Raw genomic sequence first — 26,411 nt, 5'->3', positions numbered from 1 at the left:
ACCTTATCTTAGTTTTCTCTTAACACGCTAGTAGGAGTATTAGAAGTATCAGCCACAAAAATGCTTGTGAAGGCAATTACATGGAAACTTTCAAGCGTAAACGATACTATTTTCTCCTCAGCCTTGTAGTAGCAGCAGCAATATTTCTAGTCAGTCTACCTTCAACGACTGCAAGTATCGCTCGCACTACTCTCCCTGTGGGGGATATTGAGGGTGGAGCACTACTACCTACGGGTCAAGCGGTAACACCTACAGCCGCTCCAGGCTCTACTTTTATCAACCTCGATACAGAAAGACGTTCGGATGATAATGACGATGCAGCTCAAGCTGTAACGACTGCTCTCAGTCCAGATGGTAAAACCTTATTGGTGCTGACTAGCGGCTATAACCAAAACTTTCAAGATGAAAAAACTGGAGAGTTTTTCACTTATCCAGTTTTAGACCCGCAGACAGGACAACCAGGTAGTCCGACGACAGATCCAGACACGGGGGAACAAACCCAAGCAATTACTCGCAAAGCTGAATGGGTATTTGTATATGACGTTAGTGGCGGTAGCTTGGTCAAGAAGCAGCAAATTAATATTCCTAACACTTATATCGGTCTAACTTGGGGTGCTGATAGCGATCGCTTTTATGTCTCAGCTGGCGCTGATGACCGAGTTTATGTCTACGCTAAAGAGAATAACCAGTACGTCCCAAATGCCCCATTTATCCTACTGGGACACAACTCGAATCAAACTGCACCCTTCTCTGGCTATGATGGTGGGTTGTTAGAGGGTAGCGACGCGGAAACTGCGGCAGAAGCAGTAGAACAATCTGTGGCGACAGGGGCAAATGTGGCGGGAATTGCTACGAGTGCCGATGGTAAAACTTTGGTAGCGGCTAACTTTCAGAACGACTCAATTTCAATTGTCGATACCGATAATCGGAAAGTTCTCAAGGAAGTTAGGTTTTTTGTACCTGGACAACAGGAAGCAACCGGAGAATTTCCTTATGATGTTGCCATTAAGAATACAAAGCAGGGTGCAGCTGCTAAGGCGTATGTCAGCAGTCAGCGCGATAATGAAGTGTTAGCAGTTGACATTACCAGTCAAGCAGTTACTAGAATTCCAGTAGGCAGCCAGCCCAACAAAATTCTCCTCTCGGCTGACGAGAGTTTGTTGTTCGTTGCTAATGGGAATAGTGACACGGTTTCGGTTATCGATACAAATCGCGATCGCGTCGTCCACACTATTTCCCTGTCTCGCCCCAAGGAGAGGTATAAAGGTGCTAACCCTAACTCTTTAGCATTGAGTCCAGATGGTCAAACTCTCTACGTCACTTTGGGGGTTGAGAATGCTGTGGCTGTAGTAGAATTGCGCGATCGCAAAGGACAAGGAAACGCCATCTCTAGCCGCGTCATAGGGCGAATTCCGACTGCTTGGTATCCTAACTCTGTCAGCATCAGTCAAGATGGTAAAACCCTCTATGTCGTCAATGCCAAAGATAACGCGGGTCCCAATCCTTCAAATCCCTCTAGTAGCACTAACCCGTTAAACGTCCGTACTACCCAGGCGGGAATAGCACGCAACACTACGTTTAGAAACGAATACAACTGGGCGCTAGAAAAAGCTGGAATTGCAGTAATACCCGTTCCCAATCGTCGCACCCTTGCTGCTCTTTCCCAACAGGTTGACATCAACAATGGTTTCGCCAATCGCCGTCAAGATCCAATGATGGCTTTCTTGCAAAATAAAATTAAGCACGTCATTTATGTAGTTAAAGAAAATCGTACCTACGACCAAGTACTAGGGGATTTGTCAATTGGTAATGGCGATCCGGCACTGACTGTATTCCCTCAAGCCATCTCGCCCAATCATCACCAACTTTCTCTCGGCTTTGCTACGTTTGATAACTTTTATGATACGGGTGAGTCGAGCGGTGTGGGCTGGAGCTGGTCTACTTACGCTCGGACTACAGACTACACGGAAAAAGCACAATCGGTTAATTATGGTAATGGTGGCGATACGAACGGTACTACCTACGATTACGAAGGTACTAACCGCAATATCAATCTAGCTTTGCCGCAAACTGCATCCGATCCTGCACCACTGAATGTCCGAGTCACGGGACTGCTAGATCCTGACGGTAGTTCCTCAATTTTACCTGGGTTGGCAGACATTAGCGCCCCAGAGGGAGACGGCGAGCTAGACTCTGATGCTGTCGGTGGTTATCTATGGGATGCTGCATTACGGGCTGGCAAAACAGTACGCAATTACGGTTTCTTCATTGACCTTGCCTACTACAACACCAGTTCTGCTCAGGTTGACCCAACCCAATCCGATCCAAATAATCCATTTTACATCCCGATCTCGCCAACGCCTTTTGCTAGCAAGATCCCGCAAGCCCCAGTTACCAAAAGAGTGCTGCAAGACAAAACTGATGTTTACTTCCGAGGATACGACCAGAAGCATCCCGATATCTGGTTGTACAACGAGTGGGCGCGGGACGTTGACGAATACATCAAGCAGAATCGCGATCTGCCTGACCTATCATTGGTACGCATACATCACGATCACTTTGGCAACTTCAATAATGCTGTAGCTGGACTCAATACTCCTGAGTTGCAAATGGCTGACAACGATTATGCTGTGGGCTTGCTGGTAGAAAAAATTTCTAAGTCTCCTTACTGGAAGGATACAGCGATCGTTGTGATTGAAGATGACTCCCAGAACGGACCGGATCACGTTGACGGTCACAGATCTTTGGCTTACATGATTTCGCCTTACACTAAGCGCGGCGCGTTGGTCAGCACGAACTACAATACAGTGAGCATTCTGCGGACGATCGAAGATCTGTTAGGTATCGACTACTTAGCCATAACTGATGCTAATGCCCAACCGATGTCCGATGCTTTCACCAGACAACCCGATCTTACGCCTTATACCGCGATCGTTCCTGGTAACTTGTGTCGTCCTCCGGTCGATCTGAATTTAGTACCAGCTTGTAGCGATCCTAATGCAATTAAAACAGCAGCAATTCCTTTGCGGCAAAATAATCGCTGGTGGACGGAAAAGACTAAGGGCTTTTTCTTTGCGGTAGAAGACAAGCTAGATCCTGAGAAATTTAACCGCATTCTCTGGGCTGGAGTGAAAGGGGACGTTCCTTATCCTACAGAGCGCAACCATGCAGATTTACGGCAAAGTCGCGCCCAACTACTAGCGAAATAGCGCTTGAGAGCAATTCTCGATTGCGTGCGTGACATTTGTAGGGGCGCACAGCTGTGCGCCCCTACAGATCGTGTGTTTTACCCAATTGAAAACCGCTATGAGTCATTTTAATCAAAGGAAATATCTATGAGAATTGGATCGTGGCGGATTGGTCGTCGTTCATTTCTTCTCGGTTCAGCTTTTACTAGCGCAATGGCTGCGAGCTTGCTATCGCAATCTCGAATTAAGGCTCAAGCTCCAGCAATTATTACCTCAGACAAGTTACGCCCAACTATTCCCTATGGAGTCGCTAGTGGCGATATCACGGATAATCGCGCTACGATTTGGAGCCGTTGCGATCGCCCTGCTCAGACGATTGTAGAATATTCTACTGACGAATCTTTCCGCAAGAGAAGGCGCTACTTGTAAGCAGAACAAAAATAACGAACTACCCTTGGGGACACAACAATTTGTTAGAGCGATCGCACTTTAGGATAGACTGCGATCGACGGTTCAACGGGACTAACAGTACGATCGTCATCAGCTTGGCTTAGCACTAGTAGTTTGCCGATCGGCTTATTAGTGCAACTAAAACGCTTGTCATACCAATTCTGTTTATCATTGCACTAAATTCGATCCCCCTAGCCCCCCTGATCGAGGGGGGTTGGGGGGATCTTTTGTGGCGTATTTTTAAAGAAATGGTATCACTTCTAACTCTGGAGATTTCGACTTTTGAACGCCAGTTGCTTTAAGTCGGCAGAGCCGACGCGAGGTGCTACAACGGGGGAAACCCCTACGGATAGTTTGCTCGAACTCCTCCACCCCCGCACGCAACTGTCCTCCGCAACGCACTCGCTCCAACGCACTGGCTCCTTTTAACTTTTGACTTGCTTAGTTAGTCTTTGGTTCGCTCGTCATACCCAATTCCCATTTGCTCTCTTGAGAGTTCTAACTCTTGCCAAATTTCCTTGATTTGACGACAAGCTTCCTCTGTAGAAATCTTCCCATTCGTTTGCAAGCTGACAATATAACCAATCTCTTGAGCAAACTCTTGCAAATTGGCGTTGAATGCTAAATATTCTGGCGTGAAATCACCACGATAGCGGCTACGGGGATGTAAAAACTCGTCTTTGTCAGCCATATCTGTTCGTTCGCAATTTTTAGCTGTGGATGGAGTATTATGTTACACAAACGTATGCATTTACTACTAGAAGTAACTTACGCGGCATAATTATGCCACTACAAGCTGCAAGCTAAACTAAAAGTACTACGTGCTAAAAGCTGTAAGCTAAACCCGCAAGGAATCGAGTAGTTAAAAAAATCTTGTACCTACTTCAATACTACTACAAGAGCTAGTCGGAGGTGAGCGATCGCATTGTAGAGATGCTATTTGTAGAAATAGTGTATACAACGCCTCTACCACGTCAGTTTTATTCACCAAGTAGAAATTTGTATGGAGCCGAGATTAGGGATACTAATTCAATTAGTACTAGAGTTTGCCTCTATTATTGCTGTTGTAGTACAAAAACGAAAAGACTTTAGAGATAACCTCTCTACAGACAAAGATATTCCCTTCAAAGAAATTCAAGCATCTCTCCGAAACTTTAGCGATCTAATCCCCGTTAGTAACTCACTAGAGGAATTTGAACAAACCAAAATTTTACAACAGCAATTAGCAGTTTACTATAGACAAACGCAATTTGAATTAGCTCGGAAAGAACGAGAAACGGCACTTAAATTACCTGAAGTTCATAAAATCCTTGAAAGCTAGCCCTTAAGACTATATCCTTCTCAAATTCTTGAAACTTATCCTCATAAGGGGCGCAAACCACTCAAAATTTTTCTAGCTCCGCCTCAAATTAAGTTCGATAAATTTGCTCCAACGAATGAGGAAAATTACGATCTCGAATTGATGTTAGCTGAAGGACTCAGAGACTTCTTAAACAAACATTACTCTCTGCACAGTCCAGTTAGACCAACAGAGCTTTTAGCTGGAGCTTGGGAGAGTAAACGTTTTCATAGTGAATCTAGTATCAAAGCTTTGTTTGGAATGCTTAAATCGGAACCGACACTGATTTTAGAGTCGGAAGTTGAAGGAGATTATCTTAATTTTCGGATTGCTTATTGGGGATTTGGACAAGAAAATTATTACTATAAAACTATTTACAGACTACCTTATAAGCAAATTGTTTACGAATCAGCTAAATCTGGAGCATTAGAGTGGGAAAATCTTAAAGAAAAACTTTTTTATTAGGAGAAAGTGTAGAAACTGTCAATGCAATTGCTGGAAATAATCTACTTAATTTAGCAACTTTAGAAAAGGCGGAAAACTGGCAAGCTAAAGGAATTGACATTAGTAAGTTATCGCTACAATACTACGTCAATCGTCAGGATCTTGAGCAACTTGGCTCTTTGGCGATCGCATTGACTGATTCACCTTTTTGTCACACAATCTCTGCTTAACACACTGTCGTTATTGTACTTTAAGGATAAGCAACTCTGTCATGATTGTAGTCTAGGGGCAAGCAACTGTTGGTAGCTGAAATTGTTGAGAGCGATCGATGCCTTATATTACTACGTAGTTTCGAGCATTACAGTCGCAGCCTTGGCAAGGCTGCGACTATAATTTGTTAGATTACAATACCTGATTATTATCCCATGTATGTAATATCTGGTCAGCGAATTACCACTACGTTCGTAAAATTTGGTGTAAATTTGGTGTAAGTCATGTGAATATAGCTTGTATTTACTGTAAATACGTGTGTTGGAGAGGTCTGCAAAACCTTTATCCCCCGGTTCAAATCCGGGTGTCGCCTTAAGGAGTTCAGCCCACAAAAGCGTTCTATAGGTTCAGTCTACTAGGACGCTCGTACTATTTTTAGGTAAGTTTGGGTTACTTGAGGTTAAAAGACGATCGACGCAAATAGACTATCACTTCATCCACACAGAGCTTAAGCGTCCCTGCCCGCTAGGAAATAGGTTGAATTCCTCCTGCATCAGTCCCCTTCAGATCTACCCTTACAAAATAGAAAGCAAAGCCCTGCCAGCCGTGGGATGTGGCGTATGCACCGCCAGTGCTATAAGCGGGGAAACCCCGCTTATAGCACTGGCTTCTTTTTAGTGCAGTCTTAAAAAGCATAGTAACGCTAGGTAAAAATATGAGATAGTACTTCTAGATGGAGGCTGAGGGAGCGCACGAGCAGGGAGTAGAGGGGCAGAGGGGCAGAGGAGCTATTACCAATTACCAATTACCAATTACCAACTACCAACTACCAATTATCAATGACCCCTCTGACAGATTTAGCAGCAATTCCATATATTGATACAGACGGTCAATTACCAGCACAGTACCAAGGTAAAGTAGGAGTCTATGCAATTTTTGACTCGGACAAAGTGCTGCAATATATCGGGTATTCTCGCGATGTTTATCTCAGTTTGCAACAGCATCTCGTCCGCCAACCGCAAAAGTGTTATTGGCTGAAAATACAAACCATCGACCGTCCCAGTCGGTCAGTCTTGGAAAATATTCGCCAGGAGTGGATTGAGGAAAATGGATCGGTTCCCCCTGGAAATGGTGCTGATGAAACTATATGGACTCAGCCAATTGATGCTAAATTATTGCTGACATCTGAAGAACAAAAAAGTTTAGCAGATGGTGATGAATTGGCTCAAATAAAAATTTTAAAAACTGCGGCAAGGCGAGTTGAAGCAGAAATTTCATCCCAATTACAAACTCGCGGTTTGCAAATGCAATTACGGTTTAATCCTAAGCTCAAAGAACAAGGATTATTAGACTTGAAGTAATTGCTCGCGTAGCCGATCGCCGCGATCGCGCCTATATTGAAAAAAGTGCGATGGCGTATACAGAATAGGCAGAATGGAAACAACAACAGTAGTTAATCCCTTTCTTGAGGGTAACTTTGCGCCCGTGCGTGAAGAGATGACTTCCGATCCGCTTAAGGTGATTGGCGAACTCCCTACCGATTTATCAGGGATGTTCGTGCGCAATGGTCCCAATCCTCAGTGGACACCCATCGGACAGTATCACTGGTTTGATGGAGATGGGATGTTGCACGGAGTCCAAATTCGTCATGGCAAAGCTAGCTATCGCAACCGCTACGTCAGAACGCGAGGCTTTGAAATCGAGCAAAAAGCGGGTAAAGCAGTTTGGAGTGGCTTATTGGAACCAGCTCAACCTGACAGCGACGGCTACAAAAACGCTGCGAATACTGCCTTGGTATGGCACGCAGGGCAACTTCTAGCAACTTGGGAAGGAGGTGCGCCCCACGCGATCGAGGTTTCCCAGTTAGAGACGAAGGGCGAGTATACCTATAACGGTAAGTTAGCTTCTGCTTTTACTGCCCATCCTAAAGTCGATCCAGTGACGGGCGAGATGATGTTTTTTGGTTACTCGTTTGCTCCGCCGTTTGTCAAATACAGTATTGTTTCTCCACAAGGCGAGTTATTGCGCACGATACCGATAGAGTTGCCGATGGGGGTGATGATGCACGACTTTGCCATCACTGCCAATTACACGATATTTATGGATCTGCCGATGACTTTTAACCCCGCACGGATGCAGCGTGGCGAACTTGGGTTAATGTTTGAACGCGATCGCCCCAGCCGTTTTGGTATTCTCCCCCGTCACGGCGATAACAGCAATATTCGTTGGTTTGAATCTCCTTCCTGCTATGTCTTCCATACCCTCAATGCTTACGAGGAGGGAGACGAAGTTGTGCTAATTGCCTGTCGCATGAGTTCTACTAATGTCTTTGTGACGCAGCCAGAACAGCGCGATCCTGATGGCGATATTCCCCGTTTGCATAGTTGGCGGTTCAATCTTAGCACCGGAACCGTGCGGGAGGAAATGCTAGATGACGTATCAGGAGAGTTTCCCCGCGTTAACGAAAATTTGTTAGGGCGCAAAACCCGCTATGGTTATGTAGGAAAAATGGCTCCTACACCTCTACCTTTGTTTGACGGTTCGATCAAATACGACCTTCAAGCAGGTTACTCTCAAACCTACGAGTACGGTAAGGGACGCTATGGTGGTGAGGTTGTATTTGTTCCTCGTCCTGATGCAACTGTAGAAGATGATGGGTGGTTAGTTACCTTTGTCTACGATACTGATGCAGGAACTTCTGAATTATTAGTGCTAAATGCCCAAGATTTGAGTAGCGATCCTGTGGCGCGGGTATTAATTCCTCAGCGCGTACCTTATGGCTTTCACGGAACTTGGGTATCTCAACAGCAGTTGGATGCTTCTGTATAGTCTGGCAAATCCAAATAGATCTCGATTAGGAATGACAAGATCTTGTCGATCTCCCAGTCCCTTTAAAAAAGGGGTTTTGTCCCAACACTTCTCGGTTAAAATTCGTCCCCCCTAGCCCCCCTTAATAAGGGGGGTTGCGGGATCTCTAAGGGCTATGTAATCTAACCGAGAAGTATTGGGTTTTGTCCTCTCTTGTATAAAATCATCCTGCCTTCAAAAGGGAGTTGGGAAGAGATCGACTGCCTAACTCTCGATAGATTTGATTTTTCCTCTGCCTGTAGTCAGGTTTTCTACTTCTATCTTCAGTAGGTTTAAGCAAGTTAAAAATCTTTGTTACTGTGCAAAAGGTTAGTCATAATCTGCTAACGGCAAAGATAAGTTTAGCCGAAGAAGTTTAGAAGGAGTTAATATGACATTTACTCAAAGCAACGACCAGAATCTCAGTCAATTTGTTGCTTCAATTCAAAAATTAAATGTAGACGATCAATTAGCTTTGTTCTACTTCATTTACAAGAAAATGGGTGATTCTATCACCCCAGCCGCACCAGGAGCTAGCACTGCATCTGCTGATGTAGCCGAAGGTTTATTTAACCAAATTAAAGAAAAGTCTCACGAAGAACAACTACAATTCCAACGGGACTTAATTAATAAGGCTGATGACGAATACACGCGGATGTATGGCTCGATGAGCGATACGACTAAACTACTGTTTTGGTATCGTCTGGCTCAAGGAATGGATAGCAATGTCATCAGCCCTATGCCTCCAAACTACGAGCTTTCCAGTGAATCAAAAGAGATATTAAGCCAGCTCGAAGGAATAGATTTCGAGCAACAAATTACTCTATTCCGCGACTATGTATCGCCGATGGGCGCTGAACCTAAGCAAGGTGCAGAAGTATAGAGATAAGGGGCGCGAAATTTCGTGCCTCAGAAGATTCTGGAACGAAATTACACACCAAAATTAACAGCAAAGAGGTAAACATGGCATCTACAAACGTTAACGATCTCAAGCCACTAGCAAAACAATTTACGAGCCTAGATATCGACGATCAGCTAGGAGTCATGGCTTTAATCTACAAAGAAATTTCTGGTTCGATTCCAGCAGATAGTTTACCAACAAGCTCTAGTGATGTTCAAAGCATCGTCGGAAGCATACAAAAAATGTCTTCTGAGGAGCAGATAAATGCTCTACGCGATTTGTTGCCAGCCAACAAAACAGACCAAAACGAAACTACACTAGATCCCAATCCTGCTAAGGCACTGCCTGAATTGCTTCAAGGTAAATCAGAAGTTCCTACAGGGGAATATGGCAAATTGAACCCTGAATCTAAGTTAGCAGTTTGGTATCTTTTTGCACAAAAACTAGGTAGTGGAATTGTTGCCATTCCTAGCGACTACAGCCCCTCGGCGGAAGCAATGCAAGTCTTCAACTCCCTCAAATCTATGGGACAAGAGCAAATGGCTAATTTCGTAGTCAAAGGTATGGAAGAGTTGAGTTCCAACATCACAGAACCGCCCAAGAATGCGGAATAAGCGATCGCTCAAATCAGATACAGCTAAATAATCTTCAGTGCTACCAGGCTAAGTCTGATAGCATTTTTTTATACTCGATTAGGATTGCGTTTATCCACAACAAATGACCAATGACCAATGACTGACCAATGACCCAACTTTTCCCGCTATTATGGTGGATTGGTGGTGGCTGTTTAACCGCCATTATCGGTGTCTTCGTAATTCTATATTTTCGAGGCACATTTCGCGATCGCATTGAATACAAAGTCAAAAATGTTCCTGCGCCTCAAGATGCACGCTTTTCCCTCGCCCTAGCTAGCTTATCTAACTCTGTCGTTACCAGCGGACGTTCGACAGATTTTTGGCTGGAAGCAGAAGAAATCAATGCTGCACGACTGGAAGCCATCCGTAGCGCCAAACATACGATTCACTTCGAGACATTTTTCATGACTCCTGGGCGCAGGGCAAACGATTTCGCCGCCGCGATCGCCGAAAAAGCGCAGGCAGGTGTTAAAGTACAAGTCATTGTCGATAAGTATGGGGTCAAAACTTTACCGCAGCGTTACTGGAAACGACTGAAAGCTGCTGGAGTCGAAGTCAGGTTCTTCAATGATTTTAACTGGCGATCGCCCATTGATTATTTTGCCCGCAGTCACCGCAAGCTATTAATTATTGATGGCGAATTTGCCTTAATTGGTGGTGCAGGTGTCTCCGATTACTGGGATGGCAGAGATAATATTCGAGGAACTCATCCTTGGTACGACTTTGAAACGCGGCTAGAAGGCGAAGTTGTCGCTGTGTTAGAAGGTATGTTCATGCAACACTGGACTTACGTACATGGTACTGCTGACTTATCGACTACAGTTCCCCATCTGGGAACGTCGAGCAACCCAACAATTCTCGTCACCGCAGGCGACGATCCTTCCTATCGTTCTGCATCAGTTAAAGCTTTATTTCAAGTTAGCATTCATGCTGCCAGACAGCAGGTTTGGATTGCCAGCCCCTATTTTCTTGCCGATCAAAATATTCGCATTGCCCTAGTTGATGCTAAAAAGCGCGGGGTTGATGTCAAAATATTCACGAATGGAATTCGCTCGGACAAAAGGTTTGTCTATTTTGCTTCCTGCGAACAATATCGCGACCTACTCGCTGCGGGCATAGAAATTTATGAATATCAACCCAGTATGATGCACGCTAAGGCATTGTTATTAGATAATTGTTGGCTCAGTACTGGCAGTGCTAATTTCGATCCGCGTAGTTTTTTTCATAATGACGAGTTAGATATTTCTACTTCTGATATTCGCTTAGTCAAGCAGGTTGAAAAAATATTTTTACAAGGATTTGCTAAATCCAAACAAGTCAGTTTCACTGAATGGAAAAAACGCCCTTTGCCATAAAGGGCGTTAGCTAAAACTGTTCTCTTTTTTGAATCGCAATTGTAGAAATACAAAATTTTGTGTCTCTACTAAATATTTCGTGCTACTCCAACGTCATTGACTTTTGCAGGTAAAATGATGCCGTAATATAAAGCAGCAACTGCTGTTAAACCGTTCAGCAAAACGTTGCCGCCAAAAATTGGCATCAACCCAAATACTGTGTTGCTCGCAGGAATGACTCCTAAAAGAGCAATTAAGATGTAGGAAACAGCAAAAAAGCGGTTAAATACACGCGCACTACTTGCACTGGTATAGGAAGCAATCCCAAAAATTCCTACAGCACAATGGACTAAATTGTGTAAGAAATTGGTAGGAAATATCCCAAATAAATAGCCAAATCCGGCAGAATAAGCTCCTGTTGCAACATCTGGTGGAACGTATGAGGCGTTGGTTCCAGGTAAGTTAACTAAAGCTGGAATAAACCCAGCAATACCGAGAATCAAAAAAGTAATTCCAAGAACTAGAGCGCAATAACGCTCTGCCATGTTCGTTTTGTCCATTTTCATGGCATCCATACTCGCTATTTCTCCCGTCACTAAGTACAAATTCTTGTTATTGAAAAGGTTAACCCCTATATTCTCTAATTCAACTTATATAACTGCGATCGCACTCTATCCAAAGATAGGGATGGGAAAATTCGGAATTCGGAATTCAGAATTCGGAATTCAGAGATAACGTTAAAAATATTTTTAATGTCGCACTTATAATGTCTGCAAAAAGGAAGATGATTTCATTAGTTAAATCTAAATTGGGAAAAAAGTTGTTGGTTGACGGTAAACGCGGCGCTACACTCCGTGAAGACGGTTGATGGTTGTTGCTCCTCTGCTCTTTTTCCCCTGCTCCCTGCTCCCTGCTCCCTATTCACTGATAACTGACTAATGTAAAATCTATAAAGCCTGCATCCACAGCTGATTGTGCCTTATCAGCCTAGCGTTACTCTCTGTATCAATCCTAGTGACCCCCAGCATCCACACGTCCAAGCAGGGGGAAACAAGTTTTGTACGACTTGCGGCGCGGCGATCGCGTTGCGAGAGCGTTATATTCCACTCAAAAAATTAGGAACGGGTGGATTTTCTGTGATTTACACCGTTTGGGATCTGCAAACTCAGACCGAACGAGTGTTGAAGATTTTGCTAGAAAATAGCGCTAAAGCAAGACAATTGTTTCAGCAGGAAGCGGCAATTTTAACCAGCCTCAACCATCCTGGGGTTCCTAGAGTCGAGCCAGACGGCTATTTTCACCTACCCGCCAGCAATTCCCAACGGGATCTATTTTGTCTGGTCATGGAAAAAATCGATGGTCAGACTTTAGAGGCTATCCTCGACAAGTACGACCGAGGTTGTCCAGAAGAAATGGTTCGAGATTGGTTCGGACAAGCTTTAGAAATTCTACAGGTATTGCATAGCAGGCAGATCATCCACCGCGACCTGAAACCCTCAAATTTAATGCTACGTCAAGAAACAAATCGGCTAGTATTGATCGATTTTGGTGGAGCTAAAAAAAGGCGATCGCGTCAGCATTCCGTGTCAGCCGCAGAAAGCTCAACTCGTCTCTATTCCCCTGGCTACAGCCCTCCAGAACAATCTTCGGGACGGGATGTGGAACCAGCCGCCGATTTCTATGCTTTGGGTAGAACGACAATTGAATTACTCACTGGTCAGCCTCCTTCTGAGTTGGAAGATCCCGTAACCAAAGAGCTGAGTTGGCGACATTTAGTCCAAGTTAGCCCAGCATTTGCCGATCTCCTTGATGAATTAGTGCAGGAAGATGCTCGCTTGCGTCCAACGAGTACCAGGGAAATCGGACAAAGGTTATTACAAAATCCGCCGATCGAAACGCCACCATCTGTCTATCAAGCGATTCATCAACTGAGTTTGAATGGCTGGAAGCGATCGCAACTCATAGCTACCTACTTAACTCACCGCTTAGCGCAAATTAGCAAACAGCGATCGCCCCAACTTGTGAATCAAATGCATCAGATTGCTGCGCGAACGACGAATTTGTTCGCTGAAACAATTAGGAAGCAATCGCCGCCATCAACCTTTCAAACTCACAATACTGCCCCCCAGGGATCGCATACTCTACGACAAGCAACCCAGCGCAGACTATCGACAAGCCGCTTTGCGTCTATACCATTTGTTACCAAGATCGGTAGAAGCCTAACAAATATAACTCGTTCTCTATGGCAATTGACTACTCAAGTAGGACACGCTGGAATAGATACTATCCGAGCAATTGTGTGGAGCGCGATCGCGGCTGTTGTCGGAACTAGTATCGGCTTTATCTTTGGTTATTTTTCTCCCCTGGGAATCGCAGTCAATAGCTTTCTAGTAGAATACCTACCCCAACTGATGACAGACTCTCAAATTGCCACAGAAGCAGAATCGATCGTGTTTGCCTCTGCGGGGTTATTTACAGCGTTGGGATTGACCGCGCTAGGAGTTTTTGACCAACGACGGCGCTATTTAATCTCTGCTTTGCTAGGTGCTAGTGGTTATGTTTTGGGCTGGTTGTGTTGGACTTTAATTACGCCTTACCTTGGAATTTGGAGCTTGCCTGCAACTGTTTGCGTGGCGATCGCCTTTCTCATCTCCGGTTTGGGTTTGCGCCGTCATCGCTTTTTTCATGCCACCGTTGCTGCTGTTAGTACGGCAATCGTCTTTACTATTCTTATTCGGCTCAATCTTTTCCCAGCCCTAATTTTTCATCTTAGCCCGCAACCAAGTTGGTTTGAGCTTCAGTTGTATGCTACCTTTTTTGGCGCGATCGCCGCGATCTCTAGTTGCTGTCTGGGGATTAGCCACTACATCCTTGTTCCTTGCTGGCGTTGGTTGCAGCGCTAAAGAGAGCAAGAGGCAGAATCTGAAAAAGATTTCTTCTGTCTCCTGCCCTTTACAATTGCATACCTAGACGCAAGCCTTACCGCACGCTGCTATTGCTGGCATTCACGAAATTCTCTTGAACCTCCTCCAGTTGGTTCTGGAATTTGATTGGACTCGCAAAATATTCCAGCTCTATCAGTGTTAGAGCCGGAAGTTGAGGTTTGCGATTCAGGGGTAGACGTATCGCTAGCATCGGGGCTAGTCGTAGCATCAGGACTCGTGGTTTCGGGCGTACCTGCATCAGGAGTTACGTCAGGCGTAGTCGTTTCCTCTGGACTCGTACCTGGCGCGGGGCTAGTTGTATCCGGTGTAGTTGTATCCGGTGTAGTTGCATCCGGTGTAGTTGCATCGGGTACAGTTGTATCCGGTGTAGTCGTTCCTTCTGGGCTTGTGCCAGGCTCAAGCGTCCCTGCGGGTGGAGTTGTTTGACTATCGGGAGTAGTAGGTACTTCCTGGGTTTGAGCTTGTAATAAGACTGAGGTTTGTGGCTTTGCTTGAGCTGAGAAACCGCCTACGAGCAATAGGGCGAGAACAGAACCACCTGTCAAAAACTGTTTGAGCATATTTTACTGTCTCCTTTGCTTTAGCTGTCGTGCCAGAAATCTAGAAATTCATAGCTCAGCTTGGCATTTCTGAGTTTATTGCCACCTGTACCATAATGTAGATTTGGTATTTTTGGCTACCGATGTAGTCGATACAAAAATTTCTGTCATAAAAATTACTTTTTGCTATCAAAGTCTATCTTTCAACTGCAACGAACATACGTTTTTTGTATAAAAAAATACTTGAGCCTTGCTCGCAGACAAAGTGACATAAGTAATAACTAGCCAACTAAATAAAGGTATTATTGTAATTTATAGACAAACGTAGTTCCGCATAATAGCTAGGAGCCAGAAGTTAGCAGTATTTCACGCACCACGCACCATGCACCACAGTTTATGACATCTCAGAAAACTAATCCGCCAGATCCAGCAACGACAACTCAAGAAACAAAAACATCAGAAGTATCTGGATGGCTGCGACTATGGCGATCGCAGGAGGAGAATATTCGCCTAGTCGCGATCGCTCTAGTTATGGCGCTGATAATTCGCATTTTTGTGGCGGAACCGCGCTATATTCCCTCAGATTCGATGATCCCTACTTTACATACAGGCGATCGCTTGGTAGTCGAAAAAGTCTCGTATTGGTTTCACCCGGCTGAAACAGGCGACATTGTAGTATTTGAACCACCTGCACAGTTGCAAAGCATGGGTTATCACAAAAACCAAGTTTTTATCAAACGAGTTATCGGTCAACCTGGGGATACCGTCAGCGTGAAGAATAGTCGAGTTTATCTCAACGGGCGATCGCTCTCGGAAGATTATATTGCCGAACCGCCTGCCTATCAACTTAACTCAGTCCAAGTTCCAGCAGGAACTTACTTCGTCATGGGAGACAACCGCAACGATAGTAACGATTCCCACGTTTGGGGCTTTTTACCCCAAGAAAATATCATCGGTCGCGCCGTATTCCGCTTCTTCCCCCTCGATCGCATGGGATTTATCTCAAGCTAACGCGGTTTTCAGGCAAAACAAAAAGTTAGCTAGTCTTTTGGCGTGGAATGCTGGATCTTCAAGCTTTTAGACTCTGGCGAAAGCTAGAAGGAGTGGTCGCAGTATGTTTTTTAAAGAAGCGAGAAAAGTATGCTGCGTCGTTAAAGCCAAGTCGAAAGGCAATCTCCTGCACGGATTCAGTCGATCTCGACAGCATTGCTTGGGCTTCGGATAGCGTTTTTTCAATCATCCAGGCGTTGACAGATTTACCTGTTTTGCTCTTAATCACTGTACTGAGATAAGCAGGGTGAAGATGCTGCGCTTGGGCAAAGTCCTGCACTCGATATGGGCGATCGAGTTTTCCCATTGCAAGATCGCGAAAATGAGCTTCCAGGTTGCGCTTGAATGTCATGACAATCTCTGAACCCGTTTGCGATTCAGCCAAAGGATTATAGGTATTCCAAAACTGCTCTTTAATTTTGAATAGCAGTACAACTGTCAAACTGCCAATAATTTTGAATTTGTAGGCAGAATCCGATTGGTATTCTTGTAAAAGTTGCGTTCCCAAGTCGTCAAAAATTTGAAAAACTTCGCGACCGGGATAGTGCGGTGGCACAATCTCAGCAATTAAAAATGGAAAATCATCAAAAATATTTTCATGGACGTATTGCTTCAGAAATGTTTCTGAAAACGTAATCACGTAGCCATGCGATAGTTCGTAAATCTTAAATCCCTTGACGTGACCGGGATTAGTAAAGTAAATCGTCCTGTCCTTTATTTCGTAGGATTGACCGTCAAGAATGTAGCGACCCCGCCCTTTACGAATGAGCAAGATCGAGTAATAGTTAGCGCGAAAGAGGGGAGACTCGATCGGCACGTTATTATGAACCACCTCAAGCTGATGAATCGTAAAATCAACGTCTTGTTTTAGGGTTCCACCCATTGATGCATAAAACTCAGACATGGAGTTGTAAGCTTTAATCGCATCAGACATTGGCATACTCCACTATCTCAAAGTCTACCTTAATTGTACTTTGTCGGGTATAGTCTGATACGAAGAAACAAACAAAGTCCGCACCAGCGGACTTTTGAAACATTAAGGATTTTGAACCTGGATTCTTGTCAAATCAGGTTTTTTGTCTGAACCAGGCGATCGCACCGAGGCTAACGGCGATCTGCGGGATACGTACTCGATGCGTACACAATTAAGAGAAAGCACAATAAAAAGGCTGCTAATAAACCAAATAAAACTCCAGTTGCAGTTGAAGCGAATTGCCCTTCACCGTAGGCAAAATAATAGATGTGATGCATGAAACCACCTCAAAGTCAAGATTCTAACGCGATCGCAGCAAGGCGATCTATCCGAGTTTCTACCAACCTACATGAATACCTCGAACCATGAGTGAGGCATTGGCAAGCTCCAAAATGATTAATAAAAACAAGAAAAACAACAGCATTAAAGCCACCATTAACGGTGTTGTACCCCAACCAGGGGCAACTTTACCAGCTTCCGAATTGAAATTTCTGAAAAAGTACTGCACGGGGGCAGTTTTTTTAGGTTGATATTTTGGTTGTTGCATAAATGAGGGGTGAGGGAGATAAGGGAGACAAGGAAGACAAGGAAGACAAGGGGGACAAGGGGGACAAGGGGGACAAGGGAGACAAGGGGGAATTTATCGACTCCCGACTCCCGACTCCCGACTCCCCAGTTATGCAGCAGGTTCTCTGGCTCCAGCCATAGCTGCGACAGGTATTTTCTTACGTGTAGTAAGGTCTCCTACCTTCTGGAAGACACCAAACTCCACCTGTTCGTCCAAACCAGGATCGATACCAGCAAAGACATCGCGGAAGATAGCGCGGGAACCGTGCCAAATATGCCCGAAGAACCACACTAAAGCAAAGCAACAATGGAAAAAGGCAAAGAATCCGCGATTGCTAGTGCGAAATACGCCGTCAGAGTTATAGGTTTCGCGATCGAAATCAAAGACTTCACCGAGTTGAGCTTGACGGGCAAATTTCTTCACCGTGTTTGGTTCTGTATATGCTTGACCGTCTAATGTGCCACCCACAAAGCTAACCGTAACGCCTTTTTGCTCGAAGCTATACTTGGCTTCTGCTCTGCGGAAAGGAATATCAGCGCGGACGACATCATCTTTATCTGTCAAAACGACTGGGAAGGTTTCAAAGAAATTTGGCATTCTCCGCACAGTTAATTCTCTTCCTTCGTCATCTTTAAAAATGGCATGACCGAGCCAAGTTTTGGCGACTCCATCTCCATCCACCATCCGACCAACTCGGAACAAACCGCCTTTTGCCGGACTGTTGCCAACATAATCGTAAAATGCCAGCTTTTCAGGAATTGCCGACCAAGCTTCCGAGAGGCTTTTACCTTCAGCTAAATCAGATTGAACGCGGCGATCGATCTCTTTTCTGAAGTAATTTTGATCCCATTGAAACCGAGTAGGACCCCACAATTCAATCGGAGTGGTAGCAGTGCCATACCACATCGAACCGCAAGCAACAAAACCAGCGAAGAAGAATACTGCCAACCCGCTAGCAAGTGCGCCTTCAATATTTCCCATTCTCAAGGCTTTATACAGTACCTCTGGCGGTCGCGTCACAATATGGAACAATCCGCCAATAATACCGACAATTCCCGCCGCAATGTGGTGCGCCACCACACCACCAGGATTGTAAGGATTAAAGCCTTCTGCTCCCCAGACAGGCGCAACGCCTTGGACGTGACCAGTTAATCCATACGGATCGCTGACCCACATCCCAGGACCAAAAATTCCCGTTAAGTGGAAAGCACCAAAACCAAAACAGAGTAACCCTGCCAACAATAAATGAATGCCAAAAATTCTGGGAAGATCTAACACTGGCTCGTTTGTTTTGGAGTCGAAAAATGTCGCCAGATCCCAATAAACCCAATGCCAACAAGCGGCAAGAAATTCTAATCCTGAGAAAATAATATGGGCGATCGCCACAGTTTCAAACGTCCAAAAACCAGGATCGGCGACCGATTCACCCGTAATACTCCAACCTTGCCAGGAATTAGTCACCCCCAGGCGAGCCACAAAAGGCATTAAAAAACATCCCTGTCGCCACATGGGGTTTAAAACTGGATCGCTAGAGTCATACAATGCTAGTTCAAATAACAGCATGGAACCAGCAAAACCCGCACACAGAGCGTTATGCATTAGGTGTACGGCAATGAGTCGTCCTGGGTCATTTATGACCGATGTATGCACTCGATACCAAGGTAATCCCATTAATTATGCTCCTTTTGGTAATTGGTAATTGGTAATTGGTAATTGGTAATTGGTCTACGATCGCTGGTCAATCGCTACTCTTTACTACTCACTACTTACTGTCCCATCAAACAAAAAGTTGTAGGTAGGTTCTCGATATAAAATTGGGAAAAAAGTATTTTATTCCAATCAAAAACAAGACGAGAACAAATAGTAAAATCCAATCAATTATGGGATCGAGAATTTTCTTCTGAACTGTTTTTTGCATGGTATTTGACTAAAAACAATGAATGAAAAGTAGTTTTTTAAATTTTGACAATGTTTTACATGCTGGAATCTAAGCTGTGAACCCTATTCAAGTGATAAAATCATTGCGGGTTTTGTCATTAGTCATCGATTGCTATGTAAATTGAAAATACAAATGACCAATGACCAATGACCAATGACCAAGAAAAGGGGAAGAAGCCAGAACAATCTTCTTCCCGCTGCGCTCCAAACTTGTCTAGTCGAGCGGGGGCATAGATAAAACTGGTTCGTCTTCGCGATCGATGCCTCTTTCAAAACCAGCAGCCGCAGCTCTAGCGCGTCCGGCGTGCCACAAGTGACCGACTAGAAATAGAAAAGCAAAGACAAAGTGAGCTGAAGCCAGCCAAGCGCGAGGAGATACATAGTTAAAGGAGTTAATCTCCGTAGCCACACCACCTACAGAGTTGAGAGAACCCAGAGGTGCATGAGTCATGTACTCAGAAGCACGCCGAATTTGCCAAGGTTGAATGTCATATCTGATTTTCTCCAGGTCGAGTCCGTTGGGACCGCGTAGTGGCTCTAACCAGGGACCTTTGAAATCCCAGAAACGCATTGTCTCACCACCAAAGATAATTTCTCCAGTCGGCGATCGCATCAGATATTTACCCAACCCCGTCGGACCTTGGGCTGAAACCACGTTTGCTCCTAACTGCTGGTCGCGTACCAAGAAGTTCAATGCTTGCGCCTGCGATGCTTCTGGCGCAGTGGGTCCATAAAACTCGCTGGGATAGGCGGTGTTATTAAACCAAATAAAACAGGCAGCAATTAAAGCTTGTCCAGCCACATTTCCCAGACTTTGAGACAGGTACGCTTCACCCGACCAGATGAAAACGCGCTCCGCCCACTTGAAGGGCTTAGTTAAAACGTGCCAAATGCCTCCAGCAATCAAGATTGCTCCCATCCAAATGTGACCGCCAACTATATCTTCTAAGTTGCTGACGCTAGCAATGTTACCCGCACCACCAGTAAAACCTTTGAAGAGATAGCCAAAAATGATTCTGGGGTCGAGGGTGGGATTGGTCACGACACGCACATCGCCGCCGCCTGGTGCCCACGTATCGTACAAGCCACCCAAATACATAGCCCTGGCGACTAACAAGAGCGCTCCCAAGCCCAGAGCAATCAAATGATATCCCAAGATGCTCGTGACCTTATCTTTATCAGTCCAGTCAAAATCGTAGAAACCTGCTAACCTTTCCGGTCCTTTAATCGAGTGATAGACACCACCAAAACCGAGAACTGCCGAGCCGATGAGATGTATGGCGGCGATCGCAAAAAATGGAAAAATATCAACGACTTGACCACCTTGCCCCACACCAAAACCCAACGTAGCAATGTGGGGCATTAAAATTAAACCCTGCTCGTACATTGGTTTTTCCGGTACGTAGTGGGCAACTTCAAACATCAGCATTGCGCCCGCCCAGAAAGCCACTAATCCAGCATGAGCAACGTGAGCGCCTAAAAAGCGACCGGACAAGTTGATAAACCGTGCATTTCCAGCCCACCAAGCATATCCAGTAGACGCTTCATCCCGTCCCTCTCTGGGCGTATCGACATTAGTTGTTGTTGTAATTGAGCGATCGAAAGGTGTTTCCATTGTTAACTTGGTAATGGGTAATTGGTATTTACGCGACTTATCTATTGCCCCCTTTTTAAGGGGGTTGGGAGATCGAAAAATTAAGTTACCTCCTCGAAAGATCCCCCCTAGCCCCCCTTGGAAAGGGAGGAACAAGAGAAACTACCACATCGCGTTAATTGGTTAGTTTACGCACCACTCCTACAGGGCATTTCCACGCGGTAAGACTTCTTCGGGGAATTGGAATTTTTCGTGAGGTTGGTCTTGGGGTGCTAACCAAGCTCTGGCTCCTTCGTTGAGGAGAATATTCTTGGTGTAGAAAGTTTCAAATTCTGGGTCTTCTGCGGCACGCAATTCTTGAGAAACAAAGTCGTATGCCCGCACGTTAAACGCTAAGCCCACCATGCCAATCGCACTCATCCACAAACCTGTAACTGGCACGAATAACATGAAAAAGTGCAGCCAGCGTTTGTTAGAGAAGGCAATTCCAAAAATCTGCGACCAGTAGCGATTAGCTGTCACAAAAGAATAGGTTTCTTCTGCTTGGGTAGTAGAAAACCCCCGAAAAGAATTAAAGCCTTTGGTATCTCTAAATAGAGTATTTTGTACCGTAGCCCCGTGAATTGCACACAACAAAGCTCCACCTAAAACACCAGTTACCCCCATCATGTGAAATGGGTTAAGCGTAAAGTTGTGAAAAGCTTGGAAGAATAGTAAGAAACGGAAAATTCCGGCGACTCCGTAGGAAGGCGCAAAAAACCAGCTAGATTGTCCTAAAGGATAAATTAAAAAGACGCTCACAAACACAGAAATTGGAGCAGTGAATGCTAAGGCATTGTAGGGACGGATACCTACAACTCTGGCAATTTCCATCTGCCGCAGACAAAAACCAATTAAACCGAAAACGCCGTGTAGAGTGACAAAACTCCACAAGCCACCGATTTGACACCAACGGGTAAAATCCCAATTAGCTTCTGGTCCCCATAAAAATAGTAGAGAATGACCCATACTATCGGCTGGAGTAGAGACAGCAGTGGTGAGAAAATTGCAACCTTCCATGTAAGAACTGACAACACCGTGGGTATACCAGGAGGTCACAAAGGTAGTGCCAGTGAACCATCCGCCAATTGCCATATAAGAGCAGGGAAAGAGCAACAAACCAGACCAGCCGATAAAGACAAAGCGATCGCGCTTCAGCCAGTCATCGAGTACACCGAACCATCCCCACCCAATTTGGGTAGATCGAATTGCTATAGTCATATGTTAAATTCCTTTTGAATGGGTCATTGGTCATTGGTAATGGGTAATTGGTAATGGGTAATTGGTAATTGGTAATTGGTAATCGGTAGTTGCTCCCTCAGTTTCCTCAGCTCTCCTCTGCTCCCCTGCTCCCTGCTCCCTACTCCCTTACCGTTGCCAATCTGTTCGACCGTTATTTTGAAAATAGGGTGCGCCTGGAGAGGAAATGACCTGTAAAATGAGGTCGAAGTAAGGAATAACTTCGGCTGCATCTTCTGGTGTTAGCATGGCGTTAACTTCTGCTTTGACGCAAAGCATATATTGGCGCACATTTTCTAAGGGGATGCCGACGCTGTTGTAGAGTTCTCTCATCCCAATTAAGCCAATTTCCTCTAACGGTTTTTCATTTCCGGCTAGCAGGCAATAACTCACCAGACGGATGTACCACCCGATATCGCGCATAGCTGCCTCAGTTTTACGGGCGTTACCGCTATTACTAGGGGTTCTGGGGCAGATCTTCCAAAATTTTTGCGTCGCTCGTTCGACAATCTTTTTTTCATTCTGTGCTAGAACTTTCGCCAGACGAATACGCTCTGTTCCCGATCTATAGAAATTTTGCAGGGCGTGAATTTCACCAGGAGTCAGGTAGCGTACCTCTTCATCAGCGTTCAGAATCATTTGCTTGACTATACTCATAGCTCTCCTCTAAGCTCTCTTCTGGTGAATTACTGCGATCGCCTACTATTTCCGCATGTCTCATCTCGGTTGCTCTGTTCGATCGCCCATCGCTGGTAATTTGATTCAGAATCGGTTGTTCGACAAACTGCGATAGTGCTGCCCAATTCGCTTTTCTAGGGTTGTATTTATCGGGAACGGTTTCTGCTTCTCGATCGCGCCGTAGCTGATTTTCGTGATGCGGCGATCGCATCAAGTAACCCCTTGCAGTGACGTAGCGTTCGTAAGGCACTGTATTTTCTCCAAAACACTCTAAGTATTCGGGACTGTCGATAATGGCATCGATCAGCGCGTAGAAGCCTCTCGTGGCGCAGATGTCATAGTAGCGATTCATTTCTTGTCGTCCGTAGGTGGGGCGACCCATTAACCGTCGATGGATGTATTCGATTGCCTTCGTCACGTAAAGCGAATCCCAATATAAGCTACGGAAGACTTTCGACTTGGCTAACTGCCGCACGAACTCCCGCACGCTAATTTCACCCCCTAGCAGCTTTGATTCGGCACTGGATAGCGGTTGCCGCTGACCTTCATATAAAGAGCGTCCAAATACCTGCCGATAGGCTCCTTCAATAAATGCTGGGGATGAGTGATGTAAAAGATTGACGCTAGGACTCTGATGCCCTGGCTGACTCACACCGTTTGATTTCCCGTTGGCATGATGCACGGGTTCTAGCTTCAGTACCCTAGTACCTAACGAACCAGGCACTTTACCCAAAGCGTGACCGTTGAGCTTGTCAGGACTACCCGCACCAGAACCGATCAGAATGCGGCGCGTATCCTTGTTAAAAAATGCAGGTTGAGGGTGGGGATTGCGGGTTTCTTGGGGAAAAATTGCCCCAAATTGAATTTCTAGTGGGTCATTACCGCAACCGTATGGATGCTGTTCGGGTAGGGGTTTTTGGTAACTACCGAATAGAGTAATAAACTGAGGGACTTTCCGCACTGGAGCGCTGTATTTAAATAAATCTAGCTGCGGTCCCCAGTTGCGACATTCTTGCGCTTCTTGACCCAATCCCCGCAAATACGGGACTGTCTCTTCACCAAAATAATCGCTGTACTCCGCAGAATCGACAAACGCATCGACCAAGGCAGGCAAACCACCTTTAGTCATGACATCAAAGTATGTCTGAAATTCCTCGCGACTGCTCAATCCCCGTCCCAAGAAGTGTCGCGCCGCCAGTTCGATCGCCCGACTAATGGTAAAAGGTTCATAGAATAATCTGCGGTAGAGACGAGATTTACCCAAACGGCGCACGAACTCCTTCACCGAGATATTTCCACCAATGAGCTGAGATTCTAACTCGGCTTTTTGGGTAAACCCATACGTATCGGTGACATCGCGCTCGAATACGTGACGATAGATAGCTGCGATCGCCTCTTGTTTCTGCGTTAACGTTGCTCCCTGCTTGAAGACAAACTTCGGTCGCACTTCTGCTGACATAGAATAACTTTGCGGCAGTTGCAACCCTTGTTGGTCGTTGGAAACACCGATTCTGACTTGATTTGAAGGTTTATCGGTCAGATATTCGGCAATCAGTAAGTCAAAGTAACCCTTAACTAATTGGGTTGCCTCGCCATCTTCTAAAAAATAGTCGAGCGACTGTCGCCGCATTGCCCGCAGTGCCACAATAGTAGCTTCCGTGACATCTTCAGGAATCACACCACGCAAGCCCCTGACGTTGGCACTTAAAATACTGCCATCACCCGCCACAATTGCATAGGTGATATAGCGTAAAAACCACGCCAAGTCCCGCAGCGATCGCTTCATCCTGACTGCACCATAGCGAGACACGTTGATGAAGCGAAAACCACCAGGCAAAGGATCTTGATTATTAAATAGGTCGCGAAGACGCTGCAACCAACCACTCAAAGGATTGCTGTAGTAGGCAACTTCTTGGATTTTTAAAGCCTCTTTGACCATCATAGCCCCAGCTTTTCTTCTAGCAGCTGTGAGAAAATCTTCACCGACGTAGTAACCAGAACCAGGCAATCCAATCTTTTCTTTGGGCTTTTCTAAATAAGCCATCGGCGAACCGCCAACAAAAATTCGGTTAGCCCCAGCTAAGACAATTTCATCAGCGTGTTGAGTCAGCGTGTTGGCAATTTCTAACAATTTCACGCCAGAACTGAAAAAATCAGCGAGTTCTTGTAGTTCGGTATTTTTTAAACAACGGTCTTGTTGTACCGCATGAGAAATCACTGCAACTGGGACAGTATGATATCGTTGCGGTTGAGTTACCGGACTTCCACCACTTGCTTTTACACTCATTGTTAAAACGGTAGTTGGTAATTGGTAATTGGTAATTGGTGGTTATCTTTTCAATTCCGAATTCCGAATTCCGAATTCCGAATTATGGAGTCATTCCCTGAATCAAACAATCAAAATACGGTGTGACTTCAGCAGCATCTTCCCGACTTAAAAGGTCTAAAGTCACTTCTTTTAGACAACGAATGCATTCCACCCAATTTCTTAAAGGAATTTCCAGGGATTCGTACATTTCTTTTACACCTACAATTCCGATGTCTTTTAGAGTTTCAAAATCTCCGACAATAACTGTATAAGCAATTAGGCGGATATACCAATCTTGATCGCGCAAACAAGATGCCCGATAAGTTCTATTACCGCTATTGCTTGGCGTGTCGGGACAGCATTCCCAAAACTTCAAACTACCTCTTTCAACAATTTCTTGTCTGTTTTCAATTAGAGTTGTAGCGATTCGCAAACGATTTTTTCCGCCATTATAGAAGTCGCGAATTGTCCGCAACTCCCCAGGACTTAAATAACGAGCTTCGCGATCGGCGCTAGCAATTGCTTTGGTGATGATACTCATTGGTAATTGGTAATGGGTAATTGATCGGTGGCTGGTGGCTGGTGACTAGTGGCTAGAATCTTGTCTATTCACTAGCCACTAGTCACTACTCACTAATTAACTCAAACCAGCAGCAATGTGGTCGAAATAAACACCCATTTCTCTGCCTGCATCAGCACCAACTAAACTAGTGACAACTTCTTTCATGGCTTGTACGGAGCGAATTGTGGCTCCAATTGGCACGCCTAAAGAGTTGTAAGTTTCTCTTAAACCGTTGAGAATACGCTCGTCTAAAATTGAGGTATCACCAGCTAACATTGCGTAGGTGGCATAGCGCAAAAAGTAATCTAAATCGCGCACGCAAGCAGCATAGCGACGACAAGTATACATATTGCCACCAGGAGCGGTGATATCTGTATAAAGCAAAGATTTTGCTACTGTTTTGGTGACAATGTTTTTAGCGTTTGCACTGACTGCGATCGCAGTTTTTGCTCGCATATCACCACTTTGAAAGTAGTTTTGCAACTTATCCAAAGAATTCGGATCTAGATATCTGCCTTGAACGTCAGAGGAATTAATTAAAGCAGTAATTGCGTCTTGCATTGTTTATCTCCTGAATTTGGGTAATTGATAATGGATAATGGGGAAGTTAAAAGTCAAAACACTACTCCC

The 26,411-nt window shown here is 45.0% G+C and carries 26 protein-coding genes; 12 read left to right on the top strand and 14 right to left on the bottom strand.

Annotated features, from left to right (window positions below; genetic code table 11):
- Positions 1-80: 80 nt before the first annotated feature.
- Positions 81-3,209 (top strand): alkaline phosphatase family protein, encoded by a 3,129-nt coding sequence (locus H6G17_RS02840; RefSeq protein ID WP_192153969.1) that lies wholly within the window; start codon positions 81-83, stop codon positions 3,207-3,209.
- A 126-nt stretch (positions 3,210-3,335) separates the two neighbouring features.
- On the top strand, positions 3,336-3,617 hold the full coding sequence (locus tag H6G17_RS02835; RefSeq protein WP_242038213.1) for a PhoD-like phosphatase N-terminal domain-containing protein: 282 nt from the start codon (positions 3,336-3,338) through the stop codon (positions 3,615-3,617).
- A 466-nt stretch (positions 3,618-4,083) separates the two neighbouring features.
- Here H6G17_RS02835 and H6G17_RS02830 read toward each other — a convergent pair whose 3' ends face one another.
- Positions 4,084-4,329, bottom strand: coding sequence for a hypothetical protein (locus H6G17_RS02830; RefSeq protein WP_192153967.1), 246 nt, complete (start codon positions 4,327-4,329; stop codon positions 4,084-4,086).
- Positions 4,330-4,641: 312 nt separating this feature from the next.
- On the opposite strand from H6G17_RS02830, the gene H6G17_RS02825 reads away from it, so the two are divergent.
- Both H6G17_RS02825 and H6G17_RS02820 read left to right on the top strand, forming a co-directional pair.
- Positions 4,642-4,959 carry a hypothetical protein gene (locus H6G17_RS02825; protein ID WP_192153965.1) on the top strand — a complete coding sequence of 106 codons (318 nt, stop codon included), beginning with the start codon at positions 4,642-4,644 and terminating at the stop codon, positions 4,957-4,959.
- 141 nt (positions 4,960-5,100) lie between these two features.
- Entirely contained in the window at positions 5,101-5,442 is a 342-nt protein-coding gene (locus tag H6G17_RS02820; RefSeq protein ID WP_192153963.1) for a hypothetical protein, read from the top strand.
- Between the two features lie 714 nt (positions 5,443-6,156).
- Here the strand turns inward: H6G17_RS02820 and H6G17_RS02815 are convergent.
- Positions 6,157-6,327, bottom strand: a complete 171-nt coding sequence (locus H6G17_RS02815; protein ID WP_192153961.1) for a hypothetical protein — start codon at positions 6,325-6,327, stop codon at positions 6,157-6,159.
- Between the two features lie 143 nt (positions 6,328-6,470).
- On the opposite strand from H6G17_RS02815, the gene H6G17_RS02810 reads away from it, so the two are divergent.
- The 5 genes from H6G17_RS02810 (at position 6,471) to H6G17_RS02790 (ending at position 11,369) form a co-directional block, all read left to right on the top strand.
- On the top strand, positions 6,471-6,992 hold the full coding sequence (locus H6G17_RS02810) for a GIY-YIG nuclease family protein (RefSeq protein WP_192153959.1): 522 nt from the start codon (positions 6,471-6,473) through the stop codon (positions 6,990-6,992).
- Positions 6,993-7,065: 73 nt separating this feature from the next.
- The gene (locus H6G17_RS02805) at positions 7,066-8,460 is read left to right on the top strand and encodes a carotenoid oxygenase family protein (protein WP_192153957.1); all 1,395 of its coding nucleotides are present in this window, start codon (positions 7,066-7,068) and stop codon (positions 8,458-8,460) included.
- A 409-nt stretch (positions 8,461-8,869) separates the two neighbouring features.
- Complete coding sequence (locus H6G17_RS02800; RefSeq protein WP_192153955.1) at positions 8,870-9,361, top strand: orange carotenoid protein N-terminal domain-containing protein; 492 nt, start codon at positions 8,870-8,872, stop codon at positions 9,359-9,361.
- Between the two features lie 80 nt (positions 9,362-9,441).
- Complete coding sequence (locus H6G17_RS02795) at positions 9,442-9,993, top strand: orange carotenoid protein N-terminal domain-containing protein (RefSeq protein ID WP_192153953.1); 552 nt, start codon at positions 9,442-9,444, stop codon at positions 9,991-9,993.
- A gap of 128 nt (positions 9,994-10,121) precedes the next feature.
- The gene (locus H6G17_RS02790; protein WP_192153951.1) at positions 10,122-11,369 is read left to right on the top strand and encodes a phosphatidylserine/phosphatidylglycerophosphate/cardiolipin synthase family protein; all 1,248 of its coding nucleotides are present in this window, start codon (positions 10,122-10,124) and stop codon (positions 11,367-11,369) included.
- A 68-nt stretch (positions 11,370-11,437) separates the two neighbouring features.
- Here H6G17_RS02790 and H6G17_RS02785 read toward each other — a convergent pair whose 3' ends face one another.
- The gene (locus H6G17_RS02785; protein ID WP_199316407.1) at positions 11,438-11,923 is read right to left on the bottom strand and encodes a DUF4383 domain-containing protein; all 486 of its coding nucleotides are present in this window, start codon (positions 11,921-11,923) and stop codon (positions 11,438-11,440) included.
- A 399-nt stretch (positions 11,924-12,322) separates the two neighbouring features.
- On the opposite strand from H6G17_RS02785, the gene H6G17_RS02780 reads away from it, so the two are divergent.
- On the top strand, positions 12,323-14,251 hold the full coding sequence (locus tag H6G17_RS02780) for a serine/threonine-protein kinase (protein WP_199316398.1): 1,929 nt from the start codon (positions 12,323-12,325) through the stop codon (positions 14,249-14,251).
- An 89-nt stretch (positions 14,252-14,340) separates the two neighbouring features.
- Here the strand turns inward: H6G17_RS02780 and H6G17_RS02775 are convergent, their stop codons facing one another.
- Positions 14,341-14,853: a hypothetical protein gene (locus H6G17_RS02775; protein WP_192153949.1), complete on the bottom strand. Its 513-nt coding sequence runs from the start codon at positions 14,851-14,853 to the stop codon at positions 14,341-14,343.
- Positions 14,854-15,228: 375 nt separating this feature from the next.
- Here H6G17_RS02775 and lepB point away from each other — a divergent pair, with 375 nt between their 5' ends.
- A complete protein-coding gene (lepB, locus tag H6G17_RS02770; protein ID WP_192153947.1) occupies positions 15,229-15,843 on the top strand; it encodes a signal peptidase I in 615 nt (204 codons plus the stop codon).
- 58 nt (positions 15,844-15,901) lie between these two features.
- On the opposite strand, the gene H6G17_RS02765 is transcribed toward lepB, so the two are convergent.
- From H6G17_RS02765 to H6G17_RS02755, 3 genes are all read right to left on the bottom strand, one after another.
- On the bottom strand, positions 15,902-16,816 hold the full coding sequence (locus tag H6G17_RS02765) for an AraC family transcriptional regulator (protein WP_192153945.1): 915 nt from the start codon (positions 16,814-16,816) through the stop codon (positions 15,902-15,904).
- A 170-nt stretch (positions 16,817-16,986) separates the two neighbouring features.
- Complete coding sequence (locus H6G17_RS02760; protein ID WP_192153943.1) at positions 16,987-17,133, bottom strand: hypothetical protein; 147 nt, start codon at positions 17,131-17,133, stop codon at positions 16,987-16,989.
- A 59-nt stretch (positions 17,134-17,192) separates the two neighbouring features.
- Positions 17,193-17,402 (bottom strand): photosystem II protein, encoded by a 210-nt coding sequence (locus H6G17_RS02755; RefSeq protein WP_192153941.1) that lies wholly within the window; start codon positions 17,400-17,402, stop codon positions 17,193-17,195.
- A 2-nt stretch (positions 17,403-17,404) separates the two neighbouring features.
- Here H6G17_RS02755 and H6G17_RS02750 point away from each other — a divergent pair, with 2 nt between their 5' ends.
- Positions 17,405-17,563: a hypothetical protein gene (locus H6G17_RS02750; RefSeq protein ID WP_192153939.1), complete on the top strand. Its 159-nt coding sequence runs from the start codon at positions 17,405-17,407 to the stop codon at positions 17,561-17,563.
- Here H6G17_RS02750 and psbB read toward each other — a convergent pair.
- The 7 genes from psbB to H6G17_RS02715 form a co-directional block, all read right to left on the bottom strand.
- A complete protein-coding gene (gene psbB, locus H6G17_RS02745) occupies positions 17,532-19,094 on the bottom strand; it encodes a photosystem II chlorophyll-binding protein CP47 (protein ID WP_192153937.1) in 1,563 nt (520 codons plus the stop codon). The two genes, H6G17_RS02750 and psbB, sit on opposite strands and share 32 nt — an antisense overlap.
- A 481-nt stretch (positions 19,095-19,575) precedes the next feature.
- A complete protein-coding gene (gene psbC, locus H6G17_RS02740; RefSeq protein WP_192153935.1) occupies positions 19,576-20,976 on the bottom strand; it encodes a photosystem II reaction center protein CP43 in 1,401 nt (466 codons plus the stop codon).
- 180 nt (positions 20,977-21,156) lie between these two features.
- Complete coding sequence (gene psbD / locus H6G17_RS02735; protein WP_192153933.1) at positions 21,157-22,215, bottom strand: photosystem II D2 protein (photosystem q(a) protein); 1,059 nt, start codon at positions 22,213-22,215, stop codon at positions 21,157-21,159.
- 147 nt (positions 22,216-22,362) lie between these two features.
- Entirely contained in the window at positions 22,363-22,890 is a 528-nt protein-coding gene (gene apcD, locus H6G17_RS02730; protein ID WP_192153931.1) for an allophycocyanin subunit alpha-B, read from the bottom strand.
- A complete protein-coding gene (locus H6G17_RS02725) occupies positions 22,856-25,198 on the bottom strand; it encodes a phycobilisome rod-core linker polypeptide (protein WP_192153929.1) in 2,343 nt (780 codons plus the stop codon). The genes apcD (H6G17_RS02730) and H6G17_RS02725 overlap by 35 nt, the downstream gene beginning before the upstream one ends.
- Before the next feature lie 82 nt (positions 25,199-25,280).
- Entirely contained in the window at positions 25,281-25,760 is a 480-nt protein-coding gene (apcD, locus tag H6G17_RS02720; RefSeq protein WP_192153927.1) for an allophycocyanin subunit alpha-B, read from the bottom strand.
- 96 nt (positions 25,761-25,856) lie between these two features.
- On the bottom strand, positions 25,857-26,342 hold the full coding sequence (locus H6G17_RS02715; protein WP_192153925.1) for an allophycocyanin subunit beta: 486 nt from the start codon (positions 26,340-26,342) through the stop codon (positions 25,857-25,859).
- Between the last annotated feature and the right edge of the window lie 69 nt (positions 26,343-26,411).

Source organism: Chroococcidiopsis sp. [FACHB-1243], from assembly GCF_014696895.1.
Lineage (GTDB): Bacteria > Cyanobacteriota > Cyanobacteriia > Cyanobacteriales > Chroococcidiopsidaceae > Chroococcidiopsis.
Note: the sequence above shows the minus strand (reverse complement) of the source record. Positions and strands in the feature narration are given on the sequence as shown.